Consider the following 24,101-nt stretch of genomic DNA (forward strand, 5'->3'; position numbering starts at 1 on the left):
ATTAAAAAGCAAAAAAACCAATGTGAGTAAACTCATTGGTTTTGGATGAAATGACAGTATTTACTTCGAGGACTTAACTAGCACAGCGCGAGTGCGTTTACGTTGTTCTTTTGTTAATTGCTGAACATAGGCATAGTTGCCTCGTGGAGCAATCCCTTTAATCGCGCCGGCTTTGAAAGTTCCACCTGCGGCCGGAATGGCAATGCGTAACCCGTACGTGGACATAACTGTACCAATTGGATTACTAATCGAACGACGGCCATCCGCTGTACCTGCGAAATTGAGCGCCGTTGCAAAGCGATCTGATGTGCGAAGCCATACGGAACCGGAATCACCAGGGAGAGAAACTGCACCTGTATTCCCACGAATTACCGATTGATTTCGGAACAATAATGTCCCTAAAGTTCCTCCATAAGAAACACGTACATCCACATTATTTGCTTCTACAGTTCCTCTGACAAACCCGGTTGTACGACCCGATTTAAACACTTGAAGACCGACAGGGTAGCTTAACAAGTGACCAGGAACTGTTACCAGCTGCCCCGATGCACATAAGTATCTTGGATTTAATAAGCTATTTGAAAACGGCAGTGCAATCGCAGAATCTTGGAAATTGACTTCACCCGGGCGCAATCTGACGAATTGAAAGGCTCTCCCTATGGTATTACCGGCTAGTGCTGCATCTGCTGGTCCTGGTTGCACGGTTGCTGAGAAGGCTGAGGAGTTGTTTTTAATGAGAACATGGTTGTTGCTCAGAATATAAAGCTGGTTGTTTCTAATCACTATGACGCCTGCCGTTCCCGTGGAGAATGGATCCGGTTTACCAATACTTACTCCCCCGGGAACGGGATGAATTCTATTGCGAAACAATGTTGGCCGGATGGCTTTTGGTTTAGAAGATGAGCCACTCGTTTTAAACATCCCAGTAGGCACAAAACGAACGGGAACAGCTGTGCCTGCTTTGGAAACCACTCCTTTGAGGCTGTTCAGACTGGAGGGTACGGTTTTTTGATGCGTGTAAACAATAACGCCTGCGCCGAGTGCCGGTTTACTCGGATCCAAATAGCCAACACCAACAGCCATGACCTCCGCTCTTTTTAGTAAAACGGGGGAAATTCTATTCTTATGTTTAAGTGCCTCATTAAATGTAGCCATTCACATTCTCCTCTTCCTTAAAGATGTAGCAGTGTATGCCAACTTGTACGATTCGGCTTAATCACTTCACCTAAAGTTAATTTGGAGGATGTAAAAAAAGGCTAACAACGGTTGGACCGTCGTTAGCCTTGGATAGGGGTATTAATTTGTGAATAAATGGCTAGTATCTCTGTGGCTTATGATTCATTTGTCACTTCATGCTTTATCATCTCAGAAGTCAATAGGACATGAATATCTCCTTTGATAAATTCGGGGTACACCTCAATTTGATTTAATTCATCAAATGAGAACCACCTAAAAATCAATCTTCCGTAAGTAAATTCTGAGCAGTATACAAGAAGAAGCTATAGTTCCTCAACTACAATGCGGCTCCCGCGCCCAGACGGCTCTGCTGGGAGAACGATTAATTTACGAGCTAGACGAGCACGGAGCTCTGGAACGTGGGAAATGACGCCCACGGCTAGACTGTCCATATGAAGCTTCTCAAGCGCACCGATGACCATGTCCAGCAGCTCTTGGTCGAGCGTACCGAAGCCCTCATCGAGGAAGAAGAATTCTAGCGGATATTCCCCCTTCAGCTGAATCTGTGCCGAAAGCGCGAGCGCTAACGCCAGCGAGGTAAGGAACGTTTCACCGCCCGACAGCGTACTTACGGGGCGCTTTACTCCGCCGTTGGCATCATCACGAATGACGAAGCCTCCTCCAGAGTCGACCTCAATCGCATAGCGTCGACGCGTTAATTCACTTAGCCGCTCCGAAGCTGCGCGGCTAACTTGCATGAGCTGTTCTTCGGCGAGATATTCGACGAAGGCATTGGCCTTAAGCACGGCTTGCAGCTTGCCAAGCCGTTCCAGCTGCGTCGCCTGTTCGGCACGACGCGCCTCAAGCTCGCACCACCGCGCATGCCGAGTAGCGAGCTCGCTCGCGCCCTGCGTCGCCTTGGCCCGCGTCTCGAGCGCGGCCTCGGCGGCCGCTTTCGCGGCGCTCAGCTGCGCCTGCGACTGCGCCCACTCGTCCGCGCTCAGACCGCGGCCCTGCAGCTTCGCTGCCAGCTGCGCAAGCTGGGCGCGCAGCGCCTGTTCGCGCTCGCGGTGCTCAGCCGCGAGCTGCGCCCATTGGCGGCGCTGCTCGGGCGCCAGCGCCGCGGCTTCTGCGGCTTCGCGCGACGCGAAGCCGTTATCCGTGAGCGCGCCGTGCAGCGCGCGCTCGGTCTGCGCCAGCTGCCGCGCGGCGGCGGCAGCGGCTTCGGCGGCGGCGCTGTAACGCTGCGCCGCCAAGAGCTGCTCGCGCTGCGCAGCAGCGTGCGCGAGCTTGGTCTGCTGCGCGAGCTGCCGCAGCTGCTCTAGCGCGGAGGTCGCCTCCGCGATGAGCTGCGGCACAGCCGCGCCGGGCTCGCGCAAAGCGAGCTGCCGCGATTTATCGGCGGCGAGCAGCGCCAAGCCCTGCAGCCGTTCATGCAGCTGCAGGGCAGTACGATCCTGCTCCAGTGCGGCGCGCTGGAGCTCGTCGATCTTCCCGTTTAGCTCGTCAAGAAACGGGATGCTCTTCTCAATTCGGCCGCGGAGCTCCTCAGCTAATCGCTCATTGGCAAGTAGCTGTTCAAGCTGCTGGTCCACGTCTACCCAAGAAAGCTCCGCATAACGCTCTTGCCAACCTTTTAACTGCGCACCTAGTGTTGTAGTAATTGAAGTTAACCTGCTATTCGTTTCCGATAACAAGCTCGCAGCCGCTTGCATCTGAGCACCTGCTTGCACGAATTGTTGTGCAAGAAGTGCATGCTCTTTCTGCAGACTTTGGAAAGAATGTTCAAGTTCTTCAGACTGGGAAATACAGGTAGATAGGCTTGCTTCCACAACTTTCCATTCCTCACGGAAAGCCTCAAAACTACTATCTTCCTGTAGTGCCCCCAAAATGGCATAAGCTCCTACTTCTTTCCCGGCAGCAGCCTCACCCCATAACATTAGGGACTGTTCACTGCTTACTTCACTTTGTCCCAGTCCGGTTGAAGTCGGAATAGCGAAATCAACCGCTTGCTGATAGACGATTCCCAATCTACGCAGCAACTGCTGCCCCGTGAATTGACGCTCTTTTGCAAGCTGAAGCAGCTCTTCTACCTGTCCAAGCAGTTCTTCATTTGCCTCTAGATCATTTGCAGTTTCAGCTGAGACTTCGCTATGCTGCTTTGACGGATGCTCTGTCGCACCACATACAGGACAGTGATCCCCATCCATTAGTTCATTGGCAAGAATCGCCGCCAAAGCATGACGTTCTTGCCTTTTCCAGCTCTGCTTTTGTCTCTCTTTGTAAGCTTGTAAAGCAGGAACGAACTTGGTGAACGCTGCAAGTTGCAAGTTAACCTCTTTACCAGTTTCCTGCAACTCCTTCAGCCATTCTGACAATGTAACCTGAAAGGCTTGCTGCTTGGCAGCTAATTGCAATTGACTTTGTTCCACTGCCGAGTAAGCGCCAGCTTTTTCTTCTCTGGCCTTCTTAGCTTCAAGCTCTTGGGCTTGGAGTTGTTCAATTGCCTTCTTTTCTTGAGACGCAGATTGTAATAGCTGTCTGGATACAGCTGTCGATTCCACCAACTTCAACTGATCTTTAAGCTCGGTTTGTTTAAGGATTGCTTTTTGTTTTGTTTCGATGTTTTTGCTCACTTCAGCCTGCAAATGCGTAAAAGTCGCCTTGACTTCTGCTTCTTGAAGCTGAGCAGTTTCGATTTGACTTTGAACTTGTTCAAGCTCCTGCTGAATGACAAGAGCTTGCTGCAGCTGGTCCAACCGTAATAAAAGCGGTCCTTCCTGTAAAGCCAACTCTTGCTGCGAATGCTCAAATTGGTGAACAGCCTGGTGATAGGTTGTTTCCGCTGTTAGTTGGGAAGCAGCTGCAATCTTAAGCTGCGTTTCCCCTGTCAGCACATCTTTGGCTGCCAAAGCATGCTGCTCCAGATAGGGTCTCACCTTTTCGGCCTGCTCTGCTTTTTGAAGAAGCAGCTCCTTCTCGAGGATTAACGCCTCTTGTTCCTGCTGCTTTTGCGTTTCTTGTTCCAACGCTTCTTTCTCATTCTGCCACTGAAACACCTGTTTATGGTCGTCATAGGACTTCTCCTGCTGTTCCAAATGAAGACGGCTCCGAACCGCTTCTTGTTCAGCTTCCAGAAGTCTGGCATTGGCCTCTTCTAATGCTCTCTCTGAAGCATCACCAAGCCCCTGCTGCTCTGCAGCGAGCTGCTTGACTGTGCTGTCCGTTTCTTTCACTTTGGAACTAACCTTCGCGCTCAAATGGTCGCCATACTGTTCTAGGTGAAATAGCCTCTGCAGCATTTGCCTACGATCTTTGCCAGTCAACGTCAGAAATTCTGCAAATTTCCCTTGCGGGAGCACGACAGCTCTCGTAAAGTCCTGCATAGACAGACCCAGAATATGCTGTACCTGCTGATTCACCTCACCCGCTTTATCCGCAAGTACGATGGTCTCGGTCCCTTTGATATGTAAAAGCCGAGTAATTGTCCCGTTTATGGACATCTCCGCTCCGCGCTTGAATTGCCGCTCGACACGATAACGCTCAGTGCCAGCCCCATTCGTCAGCTCAAACGTAAAAGAAACGAACAGCGTCTGCTCCGCATGATTCATAATCGCTTGTGTGCCTCCGCTAGCTCTTTCAACCTTGCCATATAACGATAGCGTGATCGCATCTAGAATGGATGATTTCCCACTGCCCGTTGGCCCAAATATGCCAAACACGCCCGCATCCACTAATTGGCTAAAATCGATCGTCTGCAATTCCCGATAACTCTGAAGTCCGGACATTTGCAACTGAATTGGACGCATACCTTGTCCTCCTTTCATAAAACGCTAGAATCACTTCTTATATGTTCCATCTGTTATTTCTTCGTTAACCTAAAAATCAACTTAGGTTTTGTTTAGTTATCCACAAGCACTTATTGGGCAGAGTTTGCCACCCAAACCTACTCCCCAGAAGCATCCGCCAAATCCTTCTCCTGCAGCAGCTCCAAAAACAACCGAACCAATTCAGGTTCAGGCAGCGCGCCGCCTGTTTGACGAGAGTAGAACCGCGTGAAGTGCTCTTCCATCGACAAATCTGCTCTCGATACAGTGGCTCGGACAGCCTCCATCTCCGGATAAATTGGCCTAATATGTATGAAGCCTTCGTATGCTTTGCGCAGCGATTGAATCTGTTCGATAGACATGGCTTCTGTCATTGTGACTTCCAAATCGATCCAAGCCGAAGCATCGCGTTGCTCATCCAGCCATTGGTGCACCTGTCCAATTCCTTCTTTGGCTTTCCAACTAACAAGAGGGCGGCCCGAAGTCAGAAATATCTCCTTAGGCTCGGCTGCTTGTCCCGGAGCTAATTCGAGCACTGTGACCGATTTTGCTTGGCCGGCTTCCGAGAAGCTGTAGGCGATAGGAGAACCACAATAACGGATGGGAGACGCTGCTTTGACATTTTGCGGTCTATGCAAATGGCCAAGCGCAACATACTGCGCTCCTGCCGTTAGAGCATTTGTATCTACCGTATAGGCGCCCCCTACTTGAATAGGGCGTTCCGATTCCGTTTCATGACCGCCAAGTACGTACAAATGGCTCATGATTAGATTCACCGTACCGGCTTCAAAAGAAGCCGCTTGTTTACGAATAAGTGCACCCACACGTTCGGAATATTTGCTGCGCAGTACTTCCTCTTCGGCTACATCCGATAGCAGCTCCTTGAGTCGCGATTCCGACGGGTACGGCAGCGTAATCAGACGTGTTAACTCACCTGTTCTAGCAATACCAATCGACTGAATGTCAGGGACCGGTAAGCCAATAATCGCGATCCCTTGTTTAGCCGCAAGCGGACCTGATGCTGCGAGCCGATCCGGATGATCATGGTTGCCGGAGATAATAGCCACTTGGCGCTTACCGCCGTCAGCCAACCTGGCAATGCCTTCATAGAAAAGCTGTTCAGCAGCAGCGGGAGGATTTACACTATCATAGATATCCCCTGCGATCAAAACTAAATCGATGGCTTGATCTTGTACAATCTGCACAAGCTCATCCATGAAAGCCGTCTGTTCTTCTAATCGGCTGCGACCTTCGAGTGTTCGACCGAAGTGCCAATCAGCTGTGTGTAAAATTCGCATAGCTCATCTCCTTCCTAAGCATTCGTTACTCTCTATCCCCTTTTACATCTCCAACAATTTCGCCCCATCAAAGAAATACAAGAACTTCCCATTTACAGGACGCTTCCAAATATGTTCCACGGCCCGGGTATACAGTGATATTTGCTTCTCATAACGCACCTTCAGTTCCGCATCACTGCTTCCCTTTACCGCATCCGTTTTATAATCGACCAACACGAGTCCTAGTTCATCTTCGAATAAACAATCGATAACCCCTTGAATTAACACAGTCTCCCCTATCGTGGAGCGGTCTGTTCCCATGTAGACCTCATCCGCAGGCAGTCCGTAGCTAAATGGTACCTCACGCTGCACGTTCGCAGCTTGTACCATCCGTTTGCCAACTTCTGTTTCGAAAAACTTCAAAACAACCGGAATATCTACAACATCACACTGCTCCTGCGTAAGCGTTTGTTTGTTAAGCATCTCCTCAAGAGTTGCCTGTATGCTTGATTCCGTCGGCGATTCCTGCAAAGAAAGATTTTGCATGACAGCATGGACAACGGTCCCCTTTTCAGCTGCAGTCAGCTTTTTCTCTTCCATGAATCTAGGTCTGCGCCATACCGCAATCTTTGGCTTCACCTGAGACTCATCCCAAACAGCAGTCTCTGTTCCAGATGGAAATTCCATTTCTCCCGCTAGGCGATTGAGTTCAGACAAACGCTTCATTTCCGACACAGTAGTCTTAGCAAAATGCTTAGGCGCATCCGGGTATTCGTATGTCCAAGAAAGCCGATCCTCCAACCAATCCTTCCATCTTCCCACTGTAGGGACAGAATGACTATGATGAACGGCTGACATTCGGTCAGCGTCGGGTAACACACTTCCGGCTTCCAATGTTTCTTCCATATGTAAGCTCTCAGGCTGGATAACCGTCAACTTCCACTGTGAAGGATCTTGAAGAAGACGCACGCCAGAGGATGACTCACTAATGCCGAGGCGCTCTCTCCAGAGAGCCGCATCTGGATGACGAAGCAGGGCAGGTCCGACCCAATCAAGATAGCTCCTCGCTTTCGCCAGTTCAAAGTCCGGCAAATACCATTCCGTCCTAGACAGATTACGCCCCCAACCGCGCAGCAGCTTATCGAGTGATTTCACTGTACCAAGTAAATACAGCTTTTCTCTTGCCCTTGTGAGAGCAACATACAAGACGCGCATTTCCTCTGCAAGCAGTTCTAGCTTCATTCTTCTTTTGATGGCTAAGGAAGGCAGTGTTGGATAGCTTACGCGCAAAGCCGTATCCACAAAACGAGGTCCAAAGCCGAGCTCTTTATGCAGTAAAAAAGCATCATTCAAATCCCGTTGATTGAACATTTTGGCCATACCTGCCACGAATACAACTGGGAACTCAAGCCCTTTACTTTTATGAATGGACATAATGCGAACCACATCTTCTTGTTCACCGAGCGCACGCGCTGTGCCTAAATCTCCGCCACTCTCTTTCATTCGTTCGATAAAACGCAGAAAGCGGAATAATCCACGTAGGGATGTGCTTTCGTATTGTCTTGCACGATCGTATAATGCTCTTAAATTAGCTTGTCGTTGCAAGCCACCCGGCAATCCGCCGGTGAAATCGTAATAGCCCGTTTGTCTATAGATGCTCCAAATTAAATCAGCAAGAGAGCCTTGTCTGGCGTCATTTCGCCACTTTTCCAGAAGCCCTAGAAAATGGTTCAGCTTTTGTAAAAGAGCTTCGTTATCATCTGACTCTGCACTTTTAACTACCTGTAAGACAGACTCGTAAAAAGGCACTGATTTGTCCGCGACCCTGATTTGTGCTAAATCCTCAGCGGTAAGCTGCACAACCGGAGAACGCAGTACGGCCGCCAATGGTACATCCTGATACGGATTGTCGATGACTTTCAGCAAGGCAAGCATCACTTCTACTTCCGTTGCAGAAAAATATCCGGTGCTCAGTTCCGCATAGGCAGGTATGCCCTGTTTTTTGAGTTCTTCAATGATGACAGGAGACCACGCCTGCGTCGCCCGCAGCAAAATCACGATATCACGATAAGTCGCAGGACGATCCCCGCCTGTTCTTTTATCAAAAACCTGAAAAGCTTCCTGTCCCCCTGCACCTAGCAATCCTCGAATTTGGCGAGCAATCGTGCGCGCTTCCAACTGCGCTGTTTCCAGTTCTTGCGCTTCTATTACAGGATCAGAGGCCCCCTCAGCCCCCTCTCCAAAAGCTTCTGAGTCTTGATCATCGGCATCATCAGTGAACGATTCACTTTTGTCTGGCACTTCCGTCCCACGATCGACAATCAGCATTTCTACTGAACAATCTGAAGCAGATGGCGGATAACCCGCTCCGTAAACAAGCTCAGCGCGCTCATCATAGGCAATTTCACCAACGGTTTCATTCATCATTTGTTTAAAAAGAAAATTGACCGCATCGACAACCTGAATGCGACTGCGGAAATTACGCGCCAAATCGATTCTTCCACCTTCGGAAGACGTTTCTGGCGATTCATCCTTATTGGAACGATACGCCTTATACTTCTCCAGGAAGAGACCTGGCTCAGCAAGACGGAACCGATATATACTCTGTTTCACGTCGCCTACCATAAACCGATTGCCAGGCTTCGTATGCGAGATTAGTTCAACAATAGCTTCCTGTACGCGGTTCGTATCCTGATATTCATCCAGAAGCACTTCCACGAATTGTCTGCGATAAGCTTGGGCAGCCTCGGATGGAATCAGTTCCCCGGGGATAGAGCCCTCTGCGCTAAGAATTTGTAAACAATAGTGCTCCAAATCGGCAAAATCGATCAAGCCCTTGGCTTGCTTGGCCTCTTGATACCGCTGTCCGAAATCAACAACCAGATCCACAAGCGTATGAAGCAGAGGAGCCATATCGGCAACTTCCTGATGAAATTGTTCAGGTGTACGTCCGAACAGTTCTTCTTTCATTTTGTTAATTTGCTCTTTGGCTTTATTTCGCAGCTCTTTAACTTCTTCCTGCAGCTCTTTGTCATAGTCATCGCCCTTGCATGATTTGAGCTTCCCGAACTCGGCCGTCTGGAAACCAAGATACAAGACGGACCACGGATAGGTGGTCGTTTCACGCAAATTGTCTACGAGCAGCAAATCTTCTCGCAGATTATCCAAATAAGGGGCCGGACCGCCAGGCGATTCAGCGATTTGCTGCGCTTGCCACAGTAGATCAGCGGCTCCTTCGAGCTCTATAGACAGGTCGCGAATGAGACTCTGCTCCCAGATCGAATAGTCCGCTGGCGCAGTCGCAGCGGCAACGTAAGGCAGCGCCTCCTGCATAACGGAGGCTGCCTCATCCGGCACGTCTTGCGGAATCTGTGGCGCCGGTGGTCCAAACATCGAAGCCGTCGCCCTGAGCCAGTACTCCGGCCATGGATGACTGCGCGACACATCATACAGCTTCTGAATAAGCTGCATGATCGCGTCGTCGTTGCGCTCGCCGCTGAACGAATCGACCAGCCGCCAGAAGGCGCTGTTCTCTCCGCTTACGGCGTAGTACTGCTCAAGCATTTCGCCTAACAGGTCTTGGCGAAGCAGGTCAGCCTCCGTCTCGTTGGCGATTCGGAAGCCCGGGTCTAACCGAATAAGGCTGAAGTAACGTTGAACGACTTCCAGACAGAAGGAATGCAGCGTAGTAATCGATGCGCGTCCCATCAGTGCGAGCTGCTTGCGCAAATGCTGCGAATGCGGCTGCTTCATCAGCTCTTTTTCCAGTGCTTCACGTATGCGATGCTTCATCTCGGATGCCGCTGCCTTGGTAAACGTCGCAACCAGCAAGCGGTCAACATCAATCGGCTCCCACTCATTGGATATCCGGCGTATAATCCGCTCGACGAGTACGGCGGTTTTGCCTGAACCAGCAGCAGCGGCAACCAGCATATTTTGACCCTTGAGTGTAATTGCATCCCATTGATCATCCGTCCATGTACTGCCAGGAGGCTTAGGCTGTTGTTGTTTATTCACGTATGTACGCTCCTTTCTGCCTTTAGGATTGGTTCACGTTTTGCTCTAGATCGGACCAAAGCTGATCTTTGCCCCGTTGTTTGAGCTGGTGAACCTCATTGCCTTCAAATAATGGATCAAATTGACAAATCGATTTATACGAGCAATGCAGACAGGCTGTTTTTTTACCCAAACGGTACGGAGCAATATCCACAGTTCCATCTGTGATACTCGTTCCGATCTGTTTAACCTGTTTCCGCACATATTTACGAAGTGTATCCCACTGTTCATCCGTTGCTACCGAAGAGGTTGAGTAGAAGCTTCCGTCCTTCTTCAAGGCAACTGGGATAAGCTGGGAGTGACCGGCACTCTTCACCAGCTCATCGTCCATCATAACGGCTACTTCCGCATCAGCGGTGATTAAGCCTTTCATTTTATAACGTTTGCGAAGCTCCTTCTCCACTTCTGCGGGATCGAGCGCATTTTTTTGCTGGAGCATCGGATTGTGCACATGGAAATAAAGCACGCCTGCCGGCTTCGCTGCAATGCCCAGCCACTGCTCCGCATGAGTAATAATGACGTCCAAATACGTCAGCATTTGAAGGGAAAGACCGTAATACACCTCAGATAACTGCAAGGAGGTTTGACTTGATTTATAGTCAATAACGCGCAAAAGAACGCCTTGCTCGCCATCCGCTCGATCCACTCGGTCAATCCGACCGATAATTTCCATGGTGCAGCCATTATCTAACTCGAAGGTCAGTGACGGCAATTCTTTGCCAGGTCCAAAATCAATCTCCAGCCCCAGTGGCTGGAACTGCCCATGCTTGGCATGCTCACCGAGCACAACTGCTGCTCTGCCTACAACCTGCTTTAGTTTTCTTGCTATGTAAGCATAACGGCTTGAACTTAACAGAATTTCTCCTTGTAGCCTTGGCGCGAGCTCGTCCACGACCTGTGCGGAACGCTCCATGCATTGCTCAGCTGTGAGCAAACCCCAGTCAAGTTGATCCTGCTGGAGCTTTTGGACAAACTGATTTAGCGCTGCGTGGAACAATTGTCCAATGTCCGGAGCATCTAATCGATAAACCCGTCTTTCCTGCAGTCTTAAGCCATGGGACACAAAATGCGAGAAAGGACAAGCCACATACTTCTCCATTCTCGATACACTCGCACGTAAATTTTGCCCATATAGAAGCTTGCTTGTCTTTAAACTGAGGCCATTCTCTTTATTCGTATATTGCAGCGCCTGAACTAACGATTGCAGCTTCATCTGCCACACCGGCTGCTCGGCATACCAATTGTACGTTTCCCACCAAAGGTCAGCCATTCGTCCACCTAACATCCAATGCTTCATGCGGACAGCCAAATAGGAGATAGCTTGAATGGGATGCGAAATATATGCCGCCTGCTCGCCTTCAGGCGATTCAGCTGCTGGTTCAGCAAGTAAAAGCGGGGCTTCTGTCCCCGGAAAAAGCTGACGCATCTGCTTGATTAGCTCTGATGGCAGAAGTGATTTTCCTTCTTCATCGGCAAGCGGGTAGCTCATCCAAAGCCTTTTGCCTGGTACGGTTAGCGATGTATACACAATAAACTGCTCGTCCAGCAGCTTGCGGCGACTGCCATCTGCCATTGGCAAGCCTGACTCTGTCAGTACACTTCTTTCCGCTTCCGTAAGGACGCCTTTTTCATCCATTTGAGCAGGGATCACCCCATCGTTGACGCCTAAAATGTAAGCATATCGAATCCCGCTGGAACGTGTACGGTCCATGCTTCCGATCAATAGCTGATCCATCGAAGGCGGCACTAAGCCTAGCTTCATACTCTCCATACCGGTCTCAATAAGTCCGTTAAAAAGCTCCAGACTCAGGTCGTCTTCCCCCATCGTCTCTACCAATTGATCCAGCATATCCATGATACTATCCCACATTTGGCCATGCTCTCGCGCTTTTTCTGGCTTCCCATCTTGGATCGCTTGCCCACTCCAAGACTCTAATTTCTCAGGAGCCTGTACAGTGACCAGGAGCTCATATAGCGCTTCAACCTGCTCTTTAACGGAGCTTGCTTGCTGTAAACGTTTCGAAAAGGCAAGGAGCGGTCTTACAACCCACGCTTTGCTCGTGTTTAAGGATTGCAGCTCTGCCGTTTGCTCCTGTACACCATCGTCCGCTTGCTCCAGATTAGCTCGAAATTTAAAGGTCCATGGCTTGCCATCCGTCCATCTGTACCCTTGAATGCCGAACGCAAGTACATAATTCTCTAATTTATCCAGCTCCGTCCGCTGGGAAGCTGCTTCCATTGGCAGCAGCAGATCCGTTTTGACACACCGAAATACGGCATCGTAATGCCAATTATGCTGCACAACTTCCAAGGCCGAGCGAATGAATTCAACGAGTGGATGATGGAGGACTGACCGCTTTTGGTCAAAAAAGTGAGGAATGTCATAATCGGTCAAAACCGCTTTTAACAAATCCTGATAGCCATCCATGTTCCGTACCATGACAGCAATTTCCCGCCATCGAACTCCTTGTTCACGAACCAGCATCAGCATATCCCGCACAGCACCCTCAACCTCAGCACGGCGATGAACAGCCTCCCTAATAACAAGCTGGTCGCTTAATTTCTCGTTTGGCGCAGGCTTATATAGCCCAGCACCGCCACCAATACGTCGATCAAACTTCCGCTCTAAATAGCCTAAAGCCGGACTATCTTCATAGCGCGGCGAAGTTTCAGGAGCCATGAGATGAACTTCAGCTGCCGGTAAACCAAGCTTCCATATGAGTTCTTGCATGCGCACCATCGTCGTCGCTGTAGGGTGAAACAAATCCAGCTCATCGGGCGTATCCCCAGCCTGCAGCTCACGATCAAGACAAAGTGTCACCGTCACCTGTTTGCACGCAGCAAAAAGCGCGCCAAGCACCGCAAACTCTTGCGGCGTGAAGCCGTGAAAACCATCAATCCATACCGATGCCGACCGCAAATAAGCGGAATTCGGTATTTGCTCCGCCAAAAGCGTTAAATAATCCTCTCCGTCCAAATACTGACGGGAAAGCTCAGATTCAAATTGCCGATAAACCAGCTGAATGTCATGCATTTTATCACGCAGCAAGCCGCTCTCTCCGAGCGTAATGACACGTCTATTCTCGTGTTCTTCCAGCTGCTTAGCGGTTACACAATACCGTTTCATTTCTGTGAAAAGCTGATTCAGCCGATCGACAAACCCCATTTGCTCCGCCGAATGACCGAATAGGTGAAGCTCGTCTTTATATTTATGTAAAATGCTGGTTAACAGCAATTTCTTGCCTGTATCATCAATGGGCAGCCTCGCTGTGCCGCCTTCTTCTTGCATGACACGCCACGCCAAACGGTGAAAACTTAACACCTGAGCGCGGATCATACCACGAATACTAGGATCAGAGACAAGCGCATGCTCCGCCTGGAACGTTGCTTGCTCAGGAACGAGTAAAATAAGCGGATGACCTTCCGGCTCTGCCGCCAAATGCTGCTTCATCTCTGTGAGGCAGCGTTCGCTTTTGCCACTTCCGGCTCTGCCGATTACGAATCGAATGGACATATACAGGGCCTCCTTAAAGTTTTCCTTAGAAAGCTTGCTTCGTAAGCATATACTTTGTTCTCATATCTCTCCTATTCTATCATACTTTTGGTAGAAAAGAGGTGTGGGAGATGATGGGCTTTCGCTAGAACAAATAAGCTGTTCCCTCGTCATTAGGACCGAGAGATCAGCTTACATGTCTCATATGATTTTTTTCTAATCTATCCTGCTGACTGCTATTTTGTATTTTTCATACCACTTTTCCCATTCGCCTTTTGGAAAGTCCATGAAGTGTCCATCCAATAAAGCGTACATCATATCGAGGCAAATGTGCCATCCAGATAAATCTTTGGGTGTATGATCGGTTAATGCGCTAATAAACTCTTTTAATACGAGTAAACAGCCTTCCGGCTTTGGATATAATTCGAAGCGAACACGATCATCACCCCACTCGAATTCGAGGACGGAGTATGGCTGGAAATCTGCAATTTTCATATCGATAAATGTCCCTGATTCGTCCTTCATATCGAATTTGATATTTCCCCCGATGCGAAGATCCTCAACTTGGAGATTAGACATCCATCTGACAAGCTTATCATTCTCCGTTAAAGCAGCCCAGACTTTCTCAATGGAATGATTCAATGGACGATCGAAGCGAGCGATATAGCCACCCTCAACTTTTTGTATGGAAGCTAACATATTCTTTATTCCTCCTCATCTAAAACTGTTTTTATGTCTGTTGGAGGGTAGTTGGCATCTCACCGATATAGACCGATTGCGGCCGAAAAATACGATTACAGCTTGCTTGTTCTAGTAGATGAGCCGTCCAACCGACCATACGGCATGCTGTAAAGCTGGGTGTAAATAAAGATTTCGGTAAGGCGATAGCCCGCATAACAGCTGCTGCATAAAACTCCACATTCACATACAATTTCCGTCCAGGTTTATAGACAGCCAACAAATCGACGGCCAGCTTTTCAACGTGAATAGCAAGTTCGAACCATGGATCCTCTGAGGCTAATTCTGTCATGATGTGCCTTAGTGCTTCCGCTCGAGGATCGCTCGTTTTATAAATTCGATGCCCAAAACCCATCAGCCGATTGCCCGATTTCAGCTGTTCAATCAACCAAGCTTCCGCACGATCTTTGGTTCTTATTTCATCCAGCATATGAAGGACTTCAGATGGTGCTCCGCCATGAAGAGGCCCTTTCATCGCGCCAATCGATGCGCAGAGAGCTGAAGCAATATCAGATTGTGTAGACAGCACTACACGTCCTGCAAACGTAGAAGCATTCATCCCATGTTCCATTGCTAATATGAAATAAGCTTTTAACACCTTCACATGTACAGGCTGTGGTACTGTTCCAGTCAGCATGTACAAATAATTGGCGACATGATCGAGCTCCGGATTAGGTTCTATGGGCTGAAGTCCCAATGACTGCCGATATTTATAAGCAATAATGGTTGGCAGCAAAGCTGTATATGCCAAGATGGATTCATATCGGGGAGGCCAAGCAGCTTCCTTCACGGACTCTGTTCCTAGAAACGAGATCGCGGTACGCAACACACTCATCATATCGCATTCCAATGGCAGCAAATTTAAGGCCGATTTCAAAGTTTCAGGCAAACGCCGTTGCGCCGACCATTGGGCTCTGAAATTGACAAGTATCTCCTCTGTAGGCAGCTCACCATGCCAGAGTAAATAAGCCACTTCCTCGAAACTCTTATCCATAGCTAACTTCTTAGCCTCGTGCCCGCGATATACGAGATATCCTTTCTCCCCATCCACCAAAGACAATTCGGTTTCTGCCGCAATAATGCCTTCTAAACCAGTTACGGATGCCATACTGTCATCTTCCTTTCAATAAGAAGTCAAATCGTTCTCCCCTTATCTTAGTCGGTAATGACAGTTTCATCCAATTGGAGTTTTCTTTCAAATCGATAAATAAAATTCAATAAATTATATGTATCAATCATATAAATTTATCGATATGACATCATTTATGATCGTACTATTCTTCTTCGTAAATCATTTTAACGCTCATCCCGCCATCAATCGTTAGATTCTGACCGGTGATGAATCCAGCCTTTTCACTGGATAAGTATAGACAAGCAGCCGCGATATCCTCCGGTTTCCCGACCCTGCCTGCTGGGTGCTGCTTTCGATCTGTTTCCGAATGAACAACGATTTCCTTCCGAGAAGAGAGCTGCGATTTGCGAACAGAGAAATGCCCCTCCTAGATTAACGGAAATCACTCGTTGAAACTGCTCTATCGTAAGCTCTAATACATCAGCATTATGCATAATTCCTGCATTATTAACTAGCACATCAAGTCCGCCTAAATCGGATGCATTATTACCCAGCCATCTTTTTGAGGACTAAGACATTATAATGCATCTTAATAAGGCCCCCGAATATGATCTTTCACTTTATCTTGATAAAAGCTTTGGGTACGTTCTAGCTCCTCTGTCGTGAACGATGGAACATGAACCGTACCGAGGTTGTCCTCTACCTGAAGTTCGTTTTTAAACCCTGGAATTACACAAGTAATGTTCGGATTGTCCAGAATCCAGCGCATGGAAGCTCGGGCCATATTTCCACGGCCTTCCGCAATCCAAGCCAGTTCTCTCGCCAGCTCAACTCCCTTATTGAATGGCAGTCCCGCAAACGTTTCACCTACGTTGAACTGTGCACCGTCTGCATTGAAGCTCCGATGGTCATCCGCAGCAAATGTGCTGGTTTCTGTGAATTTTCCGGTCAGTAATCCGCTTGCTAACGGTAATCTTACGAGGATCCCTACGCCCGCAGCTTTCGCCTGCGGAAATAATGCTTCGGCAGGTTTTTGGCGGAACAGGTTGTAAATGACTTGAAGCGCCTTAACACCAGGAATACCCATAGAGAACAAACCTTCCTCAACCGTCTCTACGCTCACCCCATAATGGCGGATTTTGCCTTCTGTCTTTAGCTTCTCAAGTACCTCGAACACATGACCATCCTTCAAGATGGAAAGCGGCGGACAGTGAATCTGATACAGATCGATTCTTTCCCGATTCAATCTTTTCAAGCTGCTCTCACAAAATTGACGCACTGACTCCTCAGAATACGTACTAAGATCGTGAATATCGCCGGCGCGGCAAAACTTTGTTGCAACATAAACGTCATCTTCTTTTCCTTTGGTGGCCTTAGCTAAAAGCTCTTCCGCATGGCCCGAGCCATAAACATCAGCCGTATCAAAAAAGTTTACTCCCGCATCCATAGCCTGATGTAAACCTTTCAGCGCTTCATCATCATTTGCGTGCCCCCATCCGCCACCAATTGCCCATGTACCGAAGCTAACTTCACTAACTTGAAGCTCTGTGTTTCCTAATTGACGATATCTCATACGCCTCTCCTCCTTCGTGTTAATTCACAATTGTGTGATGATAATTCGGCTTATCTAATCAATATTCTTTAGCTGATAGCTGACAAATGCCAGCTGCTTGCTATCGGGCGACCAAGAATTGACGTTGATTGTACCCTGGCCTCCAAACAGCTTAACTAGTGTGCGAAATTCTCCTCCAGCACAAGACATCTGTCGAAGTTCTACATGCTTATTCGCAGGATGGTCTCCAGGGGCGACATCATCCTTGTAGTAAGAAATAAAGGCTACGGATTCTCCATTGGGAGAGACATGCGGGAACCAGCTGTTGCTTTCATCAAATGTCATTTGCGTCTGTTCACTGCCGTCGGCATTCATTCGCCATACCTGCATAAGGCCAGTACGGACTGAGTTGAACCAAATGTGCTTTCCATCCGGCGAGTATTCGGGACCGTCGTCAAGACTAGGAGAATCAGTCAGCTGCGTTTCAACACCGCCGGTTACAGGAATGGTGTAGATATCATACTGGCCGTTCCTCTCGGCACAGTATGCTAATGTGCTGCCATCTGGTGACCAGCCATGCAGATAGCTGGGTGCCATTGGTGTGATGAGAACTGGATTGCCGCCCTTTAAGGGCAATACATAAATGCGCGAATGACCATCCTCCTGTGTATGATGACTTACCGCGATTTGAGTATTGTCAGGTGAGAGTACATGGTCATTGTTACATTGCGTGGCATATCTCGTATCGATAATCGTACTTTCTAGTATGCTAATGTCGAAGGAATAGAGGCGACCTAAGCTGTTATAAATGAGCCGTTTACCATCAATGGTCCAATTTGGCGCTTCAATAAGCTCGTCGAATTGGGCCAATGCCTTTCGTTCTCCAGTCTGAATATCCACGGTTTCAAGGGTACTAATCACATTTCGACCTAAGATTTTATTAGGTTGCTTTAACGTATTCATTTGCAGTTTTCTCCATTTCCATATCTTTGTTTGAAGTGGGATCGCACTCTAAGGAGATCAAAAATTACATTGGGTATGTATGTATTCAAGTGTTTCGTTTGTTTTACCTTCTTTCCATCCTTGGTTATAGACAAAAAGGCCTTAACCTGAAAGGGTTAGGCACTTTTGCTGCAATGATGTATTTCATCGTTAGATTCAAGTTGAGGTAGTATTGCGATTGCTGCATCGATGTTTTACATCGTTAGGCGAATACCTGTTCATAAAGGATTGATGGAACGATGTTTTACATTGTTGCAAGGGAGCTCAACCATCGTTTTAATGCTGTAACGATACTTTTCATCATTGCGTCACAGGTCGGCAAACTCTGCGTGTACGGCCTATCTCTCAGATATCCTCGACTACTTTTTGGACAGCCACCACTTAATAAAGGGGCTGTCCTTTTTTTCTACTTACTTCGTACCTCAAAGATAGCAAACTTCAAGTAATGTCCCTCATCTACACCGAGGATGCGAGGATGATCCATACCTGCTTCACGGAACTCTATTAAACGCAGAATTTTACCTGCATCCGTCGCCGCCGCGTGAATGGTTTCTAGGAACAACTCAGGGTGCATGTGATAGGAACAACTCGCTGTTACCAAGTAGCCACCTTCGTTCACAAGCTTCATGCCGTGCAAATTAATATCCTTGTAGCCGCGGCAGGCACCTTCAACGGCGCTCTTCGTTTTTGCGAAAGCGGGAGGATCCAGAATGACCACATCCCAAGTCCGTCCACCTTCTGCAACCGGCTTCGACGTATCCACTTTAGCTTTACCGCTGCCAGCATGGGCACGAACCTTACGCTCATCCAAGCCTCTGACTTGTGTACGCAAGTATTCAAAAGCATCTGCGACAACAAACTCTACGCGTTCTTCAAAACCGTTTAGCGCAACGTTCGTACGCGCACTTTCAATCGCATGCTCCGAAATATCGAGGCAGGTTACTTTTTTCGCACCGAATTTACAGGCATTTAGCGTAAAGCTGCCTGTATGGGAGAAACATTCCAGCACCGACGCGCCGTCCCAATATGGAAAGGAAACCACTTTGCCATTCGCATTTACAGGGAGTGTCTGGCTCACGCCATCCTCCTCAACCACTTTCAGTTCAATTCCGCTGCGATGGCCCCATCCTGTCATTAGGGGAGCGATGGCTGCACGATTCTCTCTTTGGTCAAAGAAGTAGCCGGTTTTCTGACCTTCTTCAATGTCAACGCGAATGCGTAGACCATTTTCCAAAATGTCAACATGCTTGGGACACTCGCCGTACAGCAAGCCCTTCGTCTGTTTCAAGCCTTCCAACTCACGAATCGAAACATCACTGCGTTCAAATATACCAGTCGGCTTCATGACTTGAACCAAAGCCGCTACGATTTGCTCTCTACAGCGATCCATTCCCATGGTAAGAAGCTGAACAACCAGCGTATCCTCAAATTTATCCACAATGAGTCCCGGCAAAAAGTCGGCTTCACCATAAACCAAGCGATAAGATTGTGCATCTTTTACAAAGCGCTTGCGATGCTGAAAACAGCGCGTAAACCGCTCAACAAAAAATTCCGTTGTCATCGCTTCAAGCGGTTTAAAGGATACGATTCGGACTGTAATTTGGGAAGCCTCGTTATAATAACCCGTTGCTAGGTATTGACCAAGATGTGTTTGAACAGGCACTAGTTGTCCTGGTTCGATCTCACCATCTACACGCTCGATTTCACTTCTGTACACCCATGGGTGTCCTTGCTCCAAACGAGCTTTGCGTTTCTTATGTAAAAATACTGCTGCCATTATGCTTTTAGCCGTCCTTTTGTGTGATACCGTTCACTCTCATCAGCTTGCTTGTCATGCTTGTCTGTACGGTCACATATATTGGTTGAAAAATGATTAGCAAGCTCGCGAAGGAGATCTGCTGCAATGATAACTGCCATCGTACTCCCTGTATTAACAGGATTAGCTCTATTTCTGTTCGGTATGAAGCTGATGGAAACCGCACTTCAGCAGTGGGCAGGCCCCCGCCTCCAGTTGTGGCTGGAGCGGTTTACCCGCACGCCGGTACGCGGCCTCGCCACCGGCACTGTACTCACGGCGGCGCTCCAAAGCAGCACCGCCATTACCGTTATCGCCATCGGACTCGTCGGCGCTGGCGTACTAACCTTCCCGAGAACGCTCGGCGTCATTCTCGGGACGAACATCGGCACGTGTCTCACCACCGAGCTGATCGGGCTCAGCCTCGGTGGCATCGGCGTGCCGATGCTGCTCGCGAGCGCCGGCATCTGGCTCGCGAGCTGGTTTGCCGGGCCGCTGCCGCAGGGCAGGGCCCCTGCTGCTTCCACCGCGAAGTCACTCGCGGTCACAACCGGCTCGCCCGCCACCATCGGCGGGCGCAGCTGGCTGCGCAGCGTCCGCTACGGGTCGCTTGCGGTCAGCGGCTTCGCTCTCGTGCTGCTCGGCATCGAAATTATGCAAACCATCGGGCCTGCCTTGCAATCCCGAGGTCTGTTCGCCTGGTTCGTGCTCCAGGCGCAGCACAGCCTGCTGTGGGGCGTCATCGCCGGCGCCGCGGTCACCGCGCTTGTACACAGCAGCGCAGCCGTCATTGCGATGGCGATGGGCCTCGCAGCCGTTCAAGGCATTCCCGTCGAGCTTGGCGTAGCGATAACGATCGGTGCCAATGTCGGCACCTGTGTGACCGCACTAATCGCCGGGATGAGCAGTTCCCGCGCCGGGCGATACGTCGCCTGGTCACATATCCTCCTTAATGTCGGAGGCGCGGTCCTATTCTACCCCTTCATCGATCAGCTCGTGAGCCTTTCAGCTCTACTTGCTAATGATGCATCCGAGCAAATCGCCCGTTCCCAAACGATATTCAATATCGTATGTTCCTTGCTCGCCTTACCGTTATGTTATCTTAGTATGTGGAAGCGTCTTGAGTTCCGCTCACAATAGCAACACCAGAGCTTGTCCCTAATCTTGTTGCCCCTGCTTCAATCATAGCAATCGCAGTTTGCAAGTCTCTAACACCACCCGATGCTTTCACACCAATCGTATCGGATACGTTTTGGCGCATTAAACGAACGTCTTCCACAGTAGCCCCGCCAGGACCAAAGCCAGTAGATGTTTTAACGAAATGAGCGCCTGCTTCTTCGGAAAGTCGGCAAGCTGCTGCTTTTTGCTCATCATTTAGGAAACCCGTTTCCATAATGACTTTAACAATCGCTTTGCCTTTTACAGCGTCCACAACTTGTTTAATGTCAGAACGAACAGCGTCATACTGCCCTTCAAGCAATAAGCCAATCGGCAGGACAGTGTCAATTTCAGCAGCCCCATTCTCTACAGCCTTAGCTGCTTCAAATGCTTTCACTTCGCTCAAGCTTGCGCCAAGCGGGAAGCCAACAACAGCAGCAACCTTGACACCCGTTCCTTCTAATGCTTTACTTGCCGTTCCAACAAACTGAGAATTTACACACACACTAAAAAACTGGTGCTGTGCAGCTTCCTCACACAGTTTGTGGATCGCGGCTGTGCTCGCATCTTGTTTTAATAACGTATGGTCAATGTATTTAGCAATTTCCTTCGCGCTCAAAGTACTCATTTGATGCACCTCATCTTTTTATTATTGAAACCATTCCCTATTTAAACCCTTTAATGAGAAAACCTCTAGCGTAGCCATTCAAGATGAGCGACTACGTTTAGAGGTATGTTTTATAGCCTTAAAAGAAACGCATTACAAATTCACGACACTAGCCGCTTCCAAAACACGAACCAGCTGTCCCTTGCTTTCATTAACACCGGCTTCCGTTACCTTAACGCGGCAAACTTGGCCGATCATGTCTTCGGAGCCTTGGAATACAAGCTGCACATAATTATCGGAGTAACCCATGTACAGTCCGCTGTCAGGAGCACCTTTATAAGTACGTTCCGGAATGACTTCTAGGACTTCACCTACAAATTTTTGTGCATAAGCAAGCTGCATTTTCTCGGAAAGATCGATGAGTTCGTGTACGCGGGCATTTTTGATTTCCTCATCCACTTGATCTTCCATCCGCGCAGCAGGAGTACCTGTCCGTTTGGAGTAAGGGAATACGTGCATTTCGGAGAATTTCATTTGCTCCATAAACTTGTAACCGTCCCGGAACATTTCCTCGGTTTCACCTGGGAAACCAACAATGACATCCGTCGTAATCGCGACATCCGGCATGATTTCATGAAGACGTTCGATCTTGCGAGCGAATTCCGCTGTTGTATATTTTCTGCGCATCCGTGCAAGAACTTGGTCATCGCCAGCTTGCAGCGGGATATGCAGATGACGGCACATTTTGTCCGAGGACTTCAGAACTTCAATGACTTCATCTGTAATTTGACTAGCTTCGATCGAGGAGATACGAATCCGTTTCAAGCCTTCGACTTTGTCCAGATCCCAAAGAAGCTTGGCCAAGCTGTAATCTTCAATATCTTCGCCATAACCGCCCGTGTGAATACCCGTCAGTACGATTTCTTGATATCCGGCAGCCACCAGCTGCTCTGCTTGCGCAATAACGCTTTGCGGATCACGACTGCGCATCAGACCGCGTGACCATGGAATAATGCAGAAGGTGCAGAAGTTATTGCAGCCTTCTTGAATTTTAAGAAAAGCTCTTGTGCGATCAGCAAAATCAGGCACGTCCAATTCCTCGAACTGACGTGTTTTCATGATGTTGCGCACGGCATTGATCGGCTGACGATCCTGCTCAAATTGTTTCACAAGCGGGATAATTTTCTCCCGATCCTGTGTCCCGATCACCATATCCACGCCTGGAATTGCCATAATTTCTGCTGGCGACGTCTGCGCGTAACAACCAGTTACGGCAACAATCGCTTCAGGATTACGACGAATCGCACGACGAATCATTTGGCGGCTCTTCTTATCCCCTGTATTCGTAACGGTACATGTATTAATGACATACACATCTGCCGTATGCTCGAAATCAACCTGCTCATAACCCTCATTTTTGAATAGCTGCCAAATGGCCTCTGTATCATAGAAATTTACTTTACAACCTAATGTATGAAACGCTACCGTTGCCATAACGCTTATCCTCCCATCTCTCCGGTTTCATAGAAAAGACATGTAAGACCTACCATTGCGGCAGTCTCCGTGCGTAAAATGCGTGCACCCAGCGACACGGAAGCGAAGCCAGCCTCTTCAGCCTGCTTAATTTCCTGTTCCGTAAAACCACCTTCAGGGCCAACCGCAATCAGTACTTGTTTCCCTGGTCCCAATTTACCTTCAGCTTGCGCTTCCTGAATAGCAGGCTTTAATTGCTGACCATCTTCCTTCTCATAACAAATCCAAGCGACATCCGCTTCCTTCGCACGCTGCAGCAGCTGCTTCCAAGAATAAACAGAATCTACTTGCGGCACACGATTTCGGTGTGCTTGCTCCGCCGCTTCCTTGGCAATCTTCTGCCAACGTTCGGTGCGTTTTGCTTCTTTCTTTGTATCGTACTGCACAATCGTGCGTTCTGATAAAAAAGGAAGAAACCGGGCTGCCCCGATCTCGGTCCCTTTTTGAATAATGAGTTCCATCTTATCGCCTTTGGGCAAGCTCTGTGCAATCCACACCCGAACAGCCGCTTCAGCATCCATAGGCAGCTCTTCCACGATTTCCGCGGTCACACGTCCTTTATCCAGTTCCGAAATACGAGCGAGCACTTCACGGTCTACGCCATTACTGCAAATAATTTTGTCTCCAATATCTGCTCGCATGACTCGAATCAGATGATGTGCGTCGTCTCCCTCTATGGTGACTGTCTGTGTAGCCTCGTGAAACTGCTCAAGCGGGAGAAAATAACGCTGCATAGTCAAAGCCTCTCTATCTTCGTTCATTTCGATATTGATATGAAACTTCCACTCACCATCATACCTTTTTTGATCATGGAA

At 48.7% G+C, this 24,101-nt stretch carries 17 protein-coding genes; 1 reads left to right on the top strand and 16 read right to left on the bottom strand.

Annotated features, from left to right (window positions below):
* Positions 1–60: 60 nt before the first annotated feature.
* The 13 genes from QFZ80_RS19595 to QFZ80_RS19655 all read right to left on the bottom strand — a co-directional run bounded on the left by QFZ80_RS19595 (position 61) and on the right by QFZ80_RS19655 (position 20,110).
* Positions 61–1,155, bottom strand: a complete 1,095-nt coding sequence (locus QFZ80_RS19595; RefSeq protein ID WP_307555009.1) for a chymotrypsin family serine protease — start codon at positions 1,153–1,155, stop codon at positions 61–63.
* Positions 1,156–1,499: 344 nt separating this feature from the next.
* Positions 1,500–4,985 (bottom strand): AAA family ATPase, encoded by a 3,486-nt coding sequence (locus QFZ80_RS19600; RefSeq protein ID WP_307560590.1) that lies wholly within the window; start codon positions 4,983–4,985, stop codon positions 1,500–1,502.
* A gap of 137 nt (positions 4,986–5,122) precedes the next feature.
* Positions 5,123–6,301, bottom strand: coding sequence for an exonuclease SbcCD subunit D (locus QFZ80_RS19605; RefSeq protein ID WP_307560592.1), 1,179 nt, complete (start codon positions 6,299–6,301; stop codon positions 5,123–5,125).
* Between the two features lie 42 nt (positions 6,302–6,343).
* Positions 6,344–10,297, bottom strand: a complete 3,954-nt coding sequence (gene addA / locus QFZ80_RS19610) for a helicase-exonuclease AddAB subunit AddA (RefSeq protein ID WP_307560594.1) — start codon at positions 10,295–10,297, stop codon at positions 6,344–6,346.
* A 22-nt stretch (positions 10,298–10,319) separates the two neighbouring features.
* Positions 10,320–13,850: a helicase-exonuclease AddAB subunit AddB gene (gene addB, locus QFZ80_RS19615; RefSeq protein WP_307560596.1), complete on the bottom strand. Its 3,531-nt coding sequence runs from the start codon at positions 13,848–13,850 to the stop codon at positions 10,320–10,322.
* 195 nt (positions 13,851–14,045) lie between these two features.
* Positions 14,046–14,528 (bottom strand): SRPBCC family protein, encoded by a 483-nt coding sequence (locus tag QFZ80_RS19620; protein WP_307554999.1) that lies wholly within the window; start codon positions 14,526–14,528, stop codon positions 14,046–14,048.
* A gap of 31 nt (positions 14,529–14,559) precedes the next feature.
* Positions 14,560–15,675 carry a citrate synthase/methylcitrate synthase gene (locus QFZ80_RS19625; protein WP_307560598.1) on the bottom strand — a complete coding sequence of 372 codons (1,116 nt, stop codon included), beginning with the start codon at positions 15,673–15,675 and terminating at the stop codon, positions 14,560–14,562.
* 166 nt (positions 15,676–15,841) lie between these two features.
* The gene (locus QFZ80_RS19630; protein ID WP_307564166.1) at positions 15,842–15,952 is read right to left on the bottom strand and encodes an SDR family oxidoreductase; all 111 of its coding nucleotides are present in this window, start codon (positions 15,950–15,952) and stop codon (positions 15,842–15,844) included.
* Entirely contained in the window at positions 15,921–16,157 is a 237-nt protein-coding gene (locus tag QFZ80_RS19635; RefSeq protein WP_307560600.1) for an SDR family NAD(P)-dependent oxidoreductase, read from the bottom strand. The genes QFZ80_RS19630 and QFZ80_RS19635 overlap by 32 nt, the downstream gene beginning before the upstream one ends.
* A 71-nt stretch (positions 16,158–16,228) precedes the next feature.
* Positions 16,229–17,212 carry an aldo/keto reductase gene (locus QFZ80_RS19640; RefSeq protein WP_307560602.1) on the bottom strand — a complete coding sequence of 328 codons (984 nt, stop codon included), beginning with the start codon at positions 17,210–17,212 and terminating at the stop codon, positions 16,229–16,231.
* Between the two features lie 54 nt (positions 17,213–17,266).
* A complete protein-coding gene (locus QFZ80_RS19645) occupies positions 17,267–18,154 on the bottom strand; it encodes a TolB family protein (protein WP_307560604.1) in 888 nt (295 codons plus the stop codon).
* Positions 18,155–18,599: 445 nt separating this feature from the next.
* On the bottom strand, positions 18,600–19,970 hold the full coding sequence (locus QFZ80_RS19650; RefSeq protein ID WP_307560606.1) for a class I SAM-dependent rRNA methyltransferase: 1,371 nt from the start codon (positions 19,968–19,970) through the stop codon (positions 18,600–18,602).
* Positions 19,970–20,110 carry a hypothetical protein gene (locus QFZ80_RS19655; RefSeq protein ID WP_307554989.1) on the bottom strand — a complete coding sequence of 47 codons (141 nt, stop codon included), beginning with the start codon at positions 20,108–20,110 and terminating at the stop codon, positions 19,970–19,972. The genes QFZ80_RS19650 and QFZ80_RS19655 overlap by 1 nt, the downstream gene beginning before the upstream one ends.
* On the opposite strand from QFZ80_RS19655, the gene QFZ80_RS19660 reads away from it, so the two are divergent.
* On the top strand, positions 20,097–21,128 hold the full coding sequence (locus QFZ80_RS19660; protein ID WP_307560607.1) for a Na/Pi cotransporter family protein: 1,032 nt from the start codon (positions 20,097–20,099) through the stop codon (positions 21,126–21,128). The genes QFZ80_RS19655 and QFZ80_RS19660 overlap by 14 nt on opposite strands.
* On the opposite strand, the gene deoC is transcribed toward QFZ80_RS19660, so the two are convergent.
* From deoC to QFZ80_RS19675, 3 genes are all read right to left on the bottom strand, one after another.
* Complete coding sequence (deoC, locus tag QFZ80_RS19665) at positions 21,091–21,774, bottom strand: deoxyribose-phosphate aldolase (protein ID WP_307554984.1); 684 nt, start codon at positions 21,772–21,774, stop codon at positions 21,091–21,093. The genes QFZ80_RS19660 and deoC overlap by 38 nt on opposite strands.
* A gap of 132 nt (positions 21,775–21,906) precedes the next feature.
* Positions 21,907–23,247, bottom strand: coding sequence for a tRNA (N(6)-L-threonylcarbamoyladenosine(37)-C(2))-methylthiotransferase MtaB (gene mtaB, locus QFZ80_RS19670; protein ID WP_307554982.1), 1,341 nt, complete (start codon positions 23,245–23,247; stop codon positions 21,907–21,909).
* Positions 23,248–23,252: 5 nt separating this feature from the next.
* Positions 23,253–24,020, bottom strand: a complete 768-nt coding sequence (locus QFZ80_RS19675; RefSeq protein ID WP_307554980.1) for a 16S rRNA (uracil(1498)-N(3))-methyltransferase — start codon at positions 24,018–24,020, stop codon at positions 23,253–23,255.
* Positions 24,021–24,101 lie beyond the last annotated feature (81 nt).

The organism is Paenibacillus sp. V4I7, assembly GCF_030817275.1.
GTDB lineage: Bacteria > Bacillota > Bacilli > Paenibacillales > NBRC-103111 > Paenibacillus_E.

Coding starts and splice junctions, on each gene's coding strand:
- QFZ80_RS19650 (WP_307560606.1), bottom strand. CDS start 19,970: ATGGCAGCAGTATTTTTACATAAGAAACGCAAAGCTCGTTTGGAGCAA.
- QFZ80_RS19605 (WP_307560592.1), bottom strand. CDS start 6,301: ATGCGAATTTTACACACAGCTGATTGGCACTTCGGTCGAACACTCGAA.
- deoC (WP_307554984.1), bottom strand. CDS start 21,774: ATGAGTACTTTGAGCGCGAAGGAAATTGCTAAATACATTGACCATACG.
- QFZ80_RS19600 (WP_307560590.1), bottom strand. CDS start 4,985: ATGCGTCCAATTCAGTTGCAAATGTCCGGACTTCAGAGTTATCGGGAA.
- addB (WP_307560596.1), bottom strand. CDS start 13,850: ATGTCCATTCGATTCGTAATCGGCAGAGCCGGAAGTGGCAAAAGCGAA.
- QFZ80_RS19620 (WP_307554999.1), bottom strand. CDS start 14,528: ATGTTAGCTTCCATACAAAAAGTTGAGGGTGGCTATATCGCTCGCTTC.
- QFZ80_RS19640 (WP_307560602.1), bottom strand. CDS start 17,212: ATGAGATATCGTCAATTAGGAAACACAGAGCTTCAAGTTAGTGAAGTT.
- QFZ80_RS19660 (WP_307560607.1), top strand. CDS start 20,097: ATGATAACTGCCATCGTACTCCCTGTATTAACAGGATTAGCTCTATTT.
- mtaB (WP_307554982.1), bottom strand. CDS start 23,247: ATGGCAACGGTAGCGTTTCATACATTAGGTTGTAAAGTAAATTTCTAT.
- QFZ80_RS19655 (WP_307554989.1), bottom strand. CDS start 20,110: ATGGCAGTTATCATTGCAGCAGATCTCCTTCGCGAGCTTGCTAATCAT.
- QFZ80_RS19595 (WP_307555009.1), bottom strand. CDS start 1,155: ATGGCTACATTTAATGAGGCACTTAAACATAAGAATAGAATTTCCCCC.
- QFZ80_RS19625 (WP_307560598.1), bottom strand. CDS start 15,675: ATGGCATCCGTAACTGGTTTAGAAGGCATTATTGCGGCAGAAACCGAA.
- QFZ80_RS19645 (WP_307560604.1), bottom strand. CDS start 18,154: ATGAATACGTTAAAGCAACCTAATAAAATCTTAGGTCGAAATGTGATT.
- QFZ80_RS19675 (WP_307554980.1), bottom strand. CDS start 24,020: ATGCAGCGTTATTTTCTCCCGCTTGAGCAGTTTCACGAGGCTACACAG.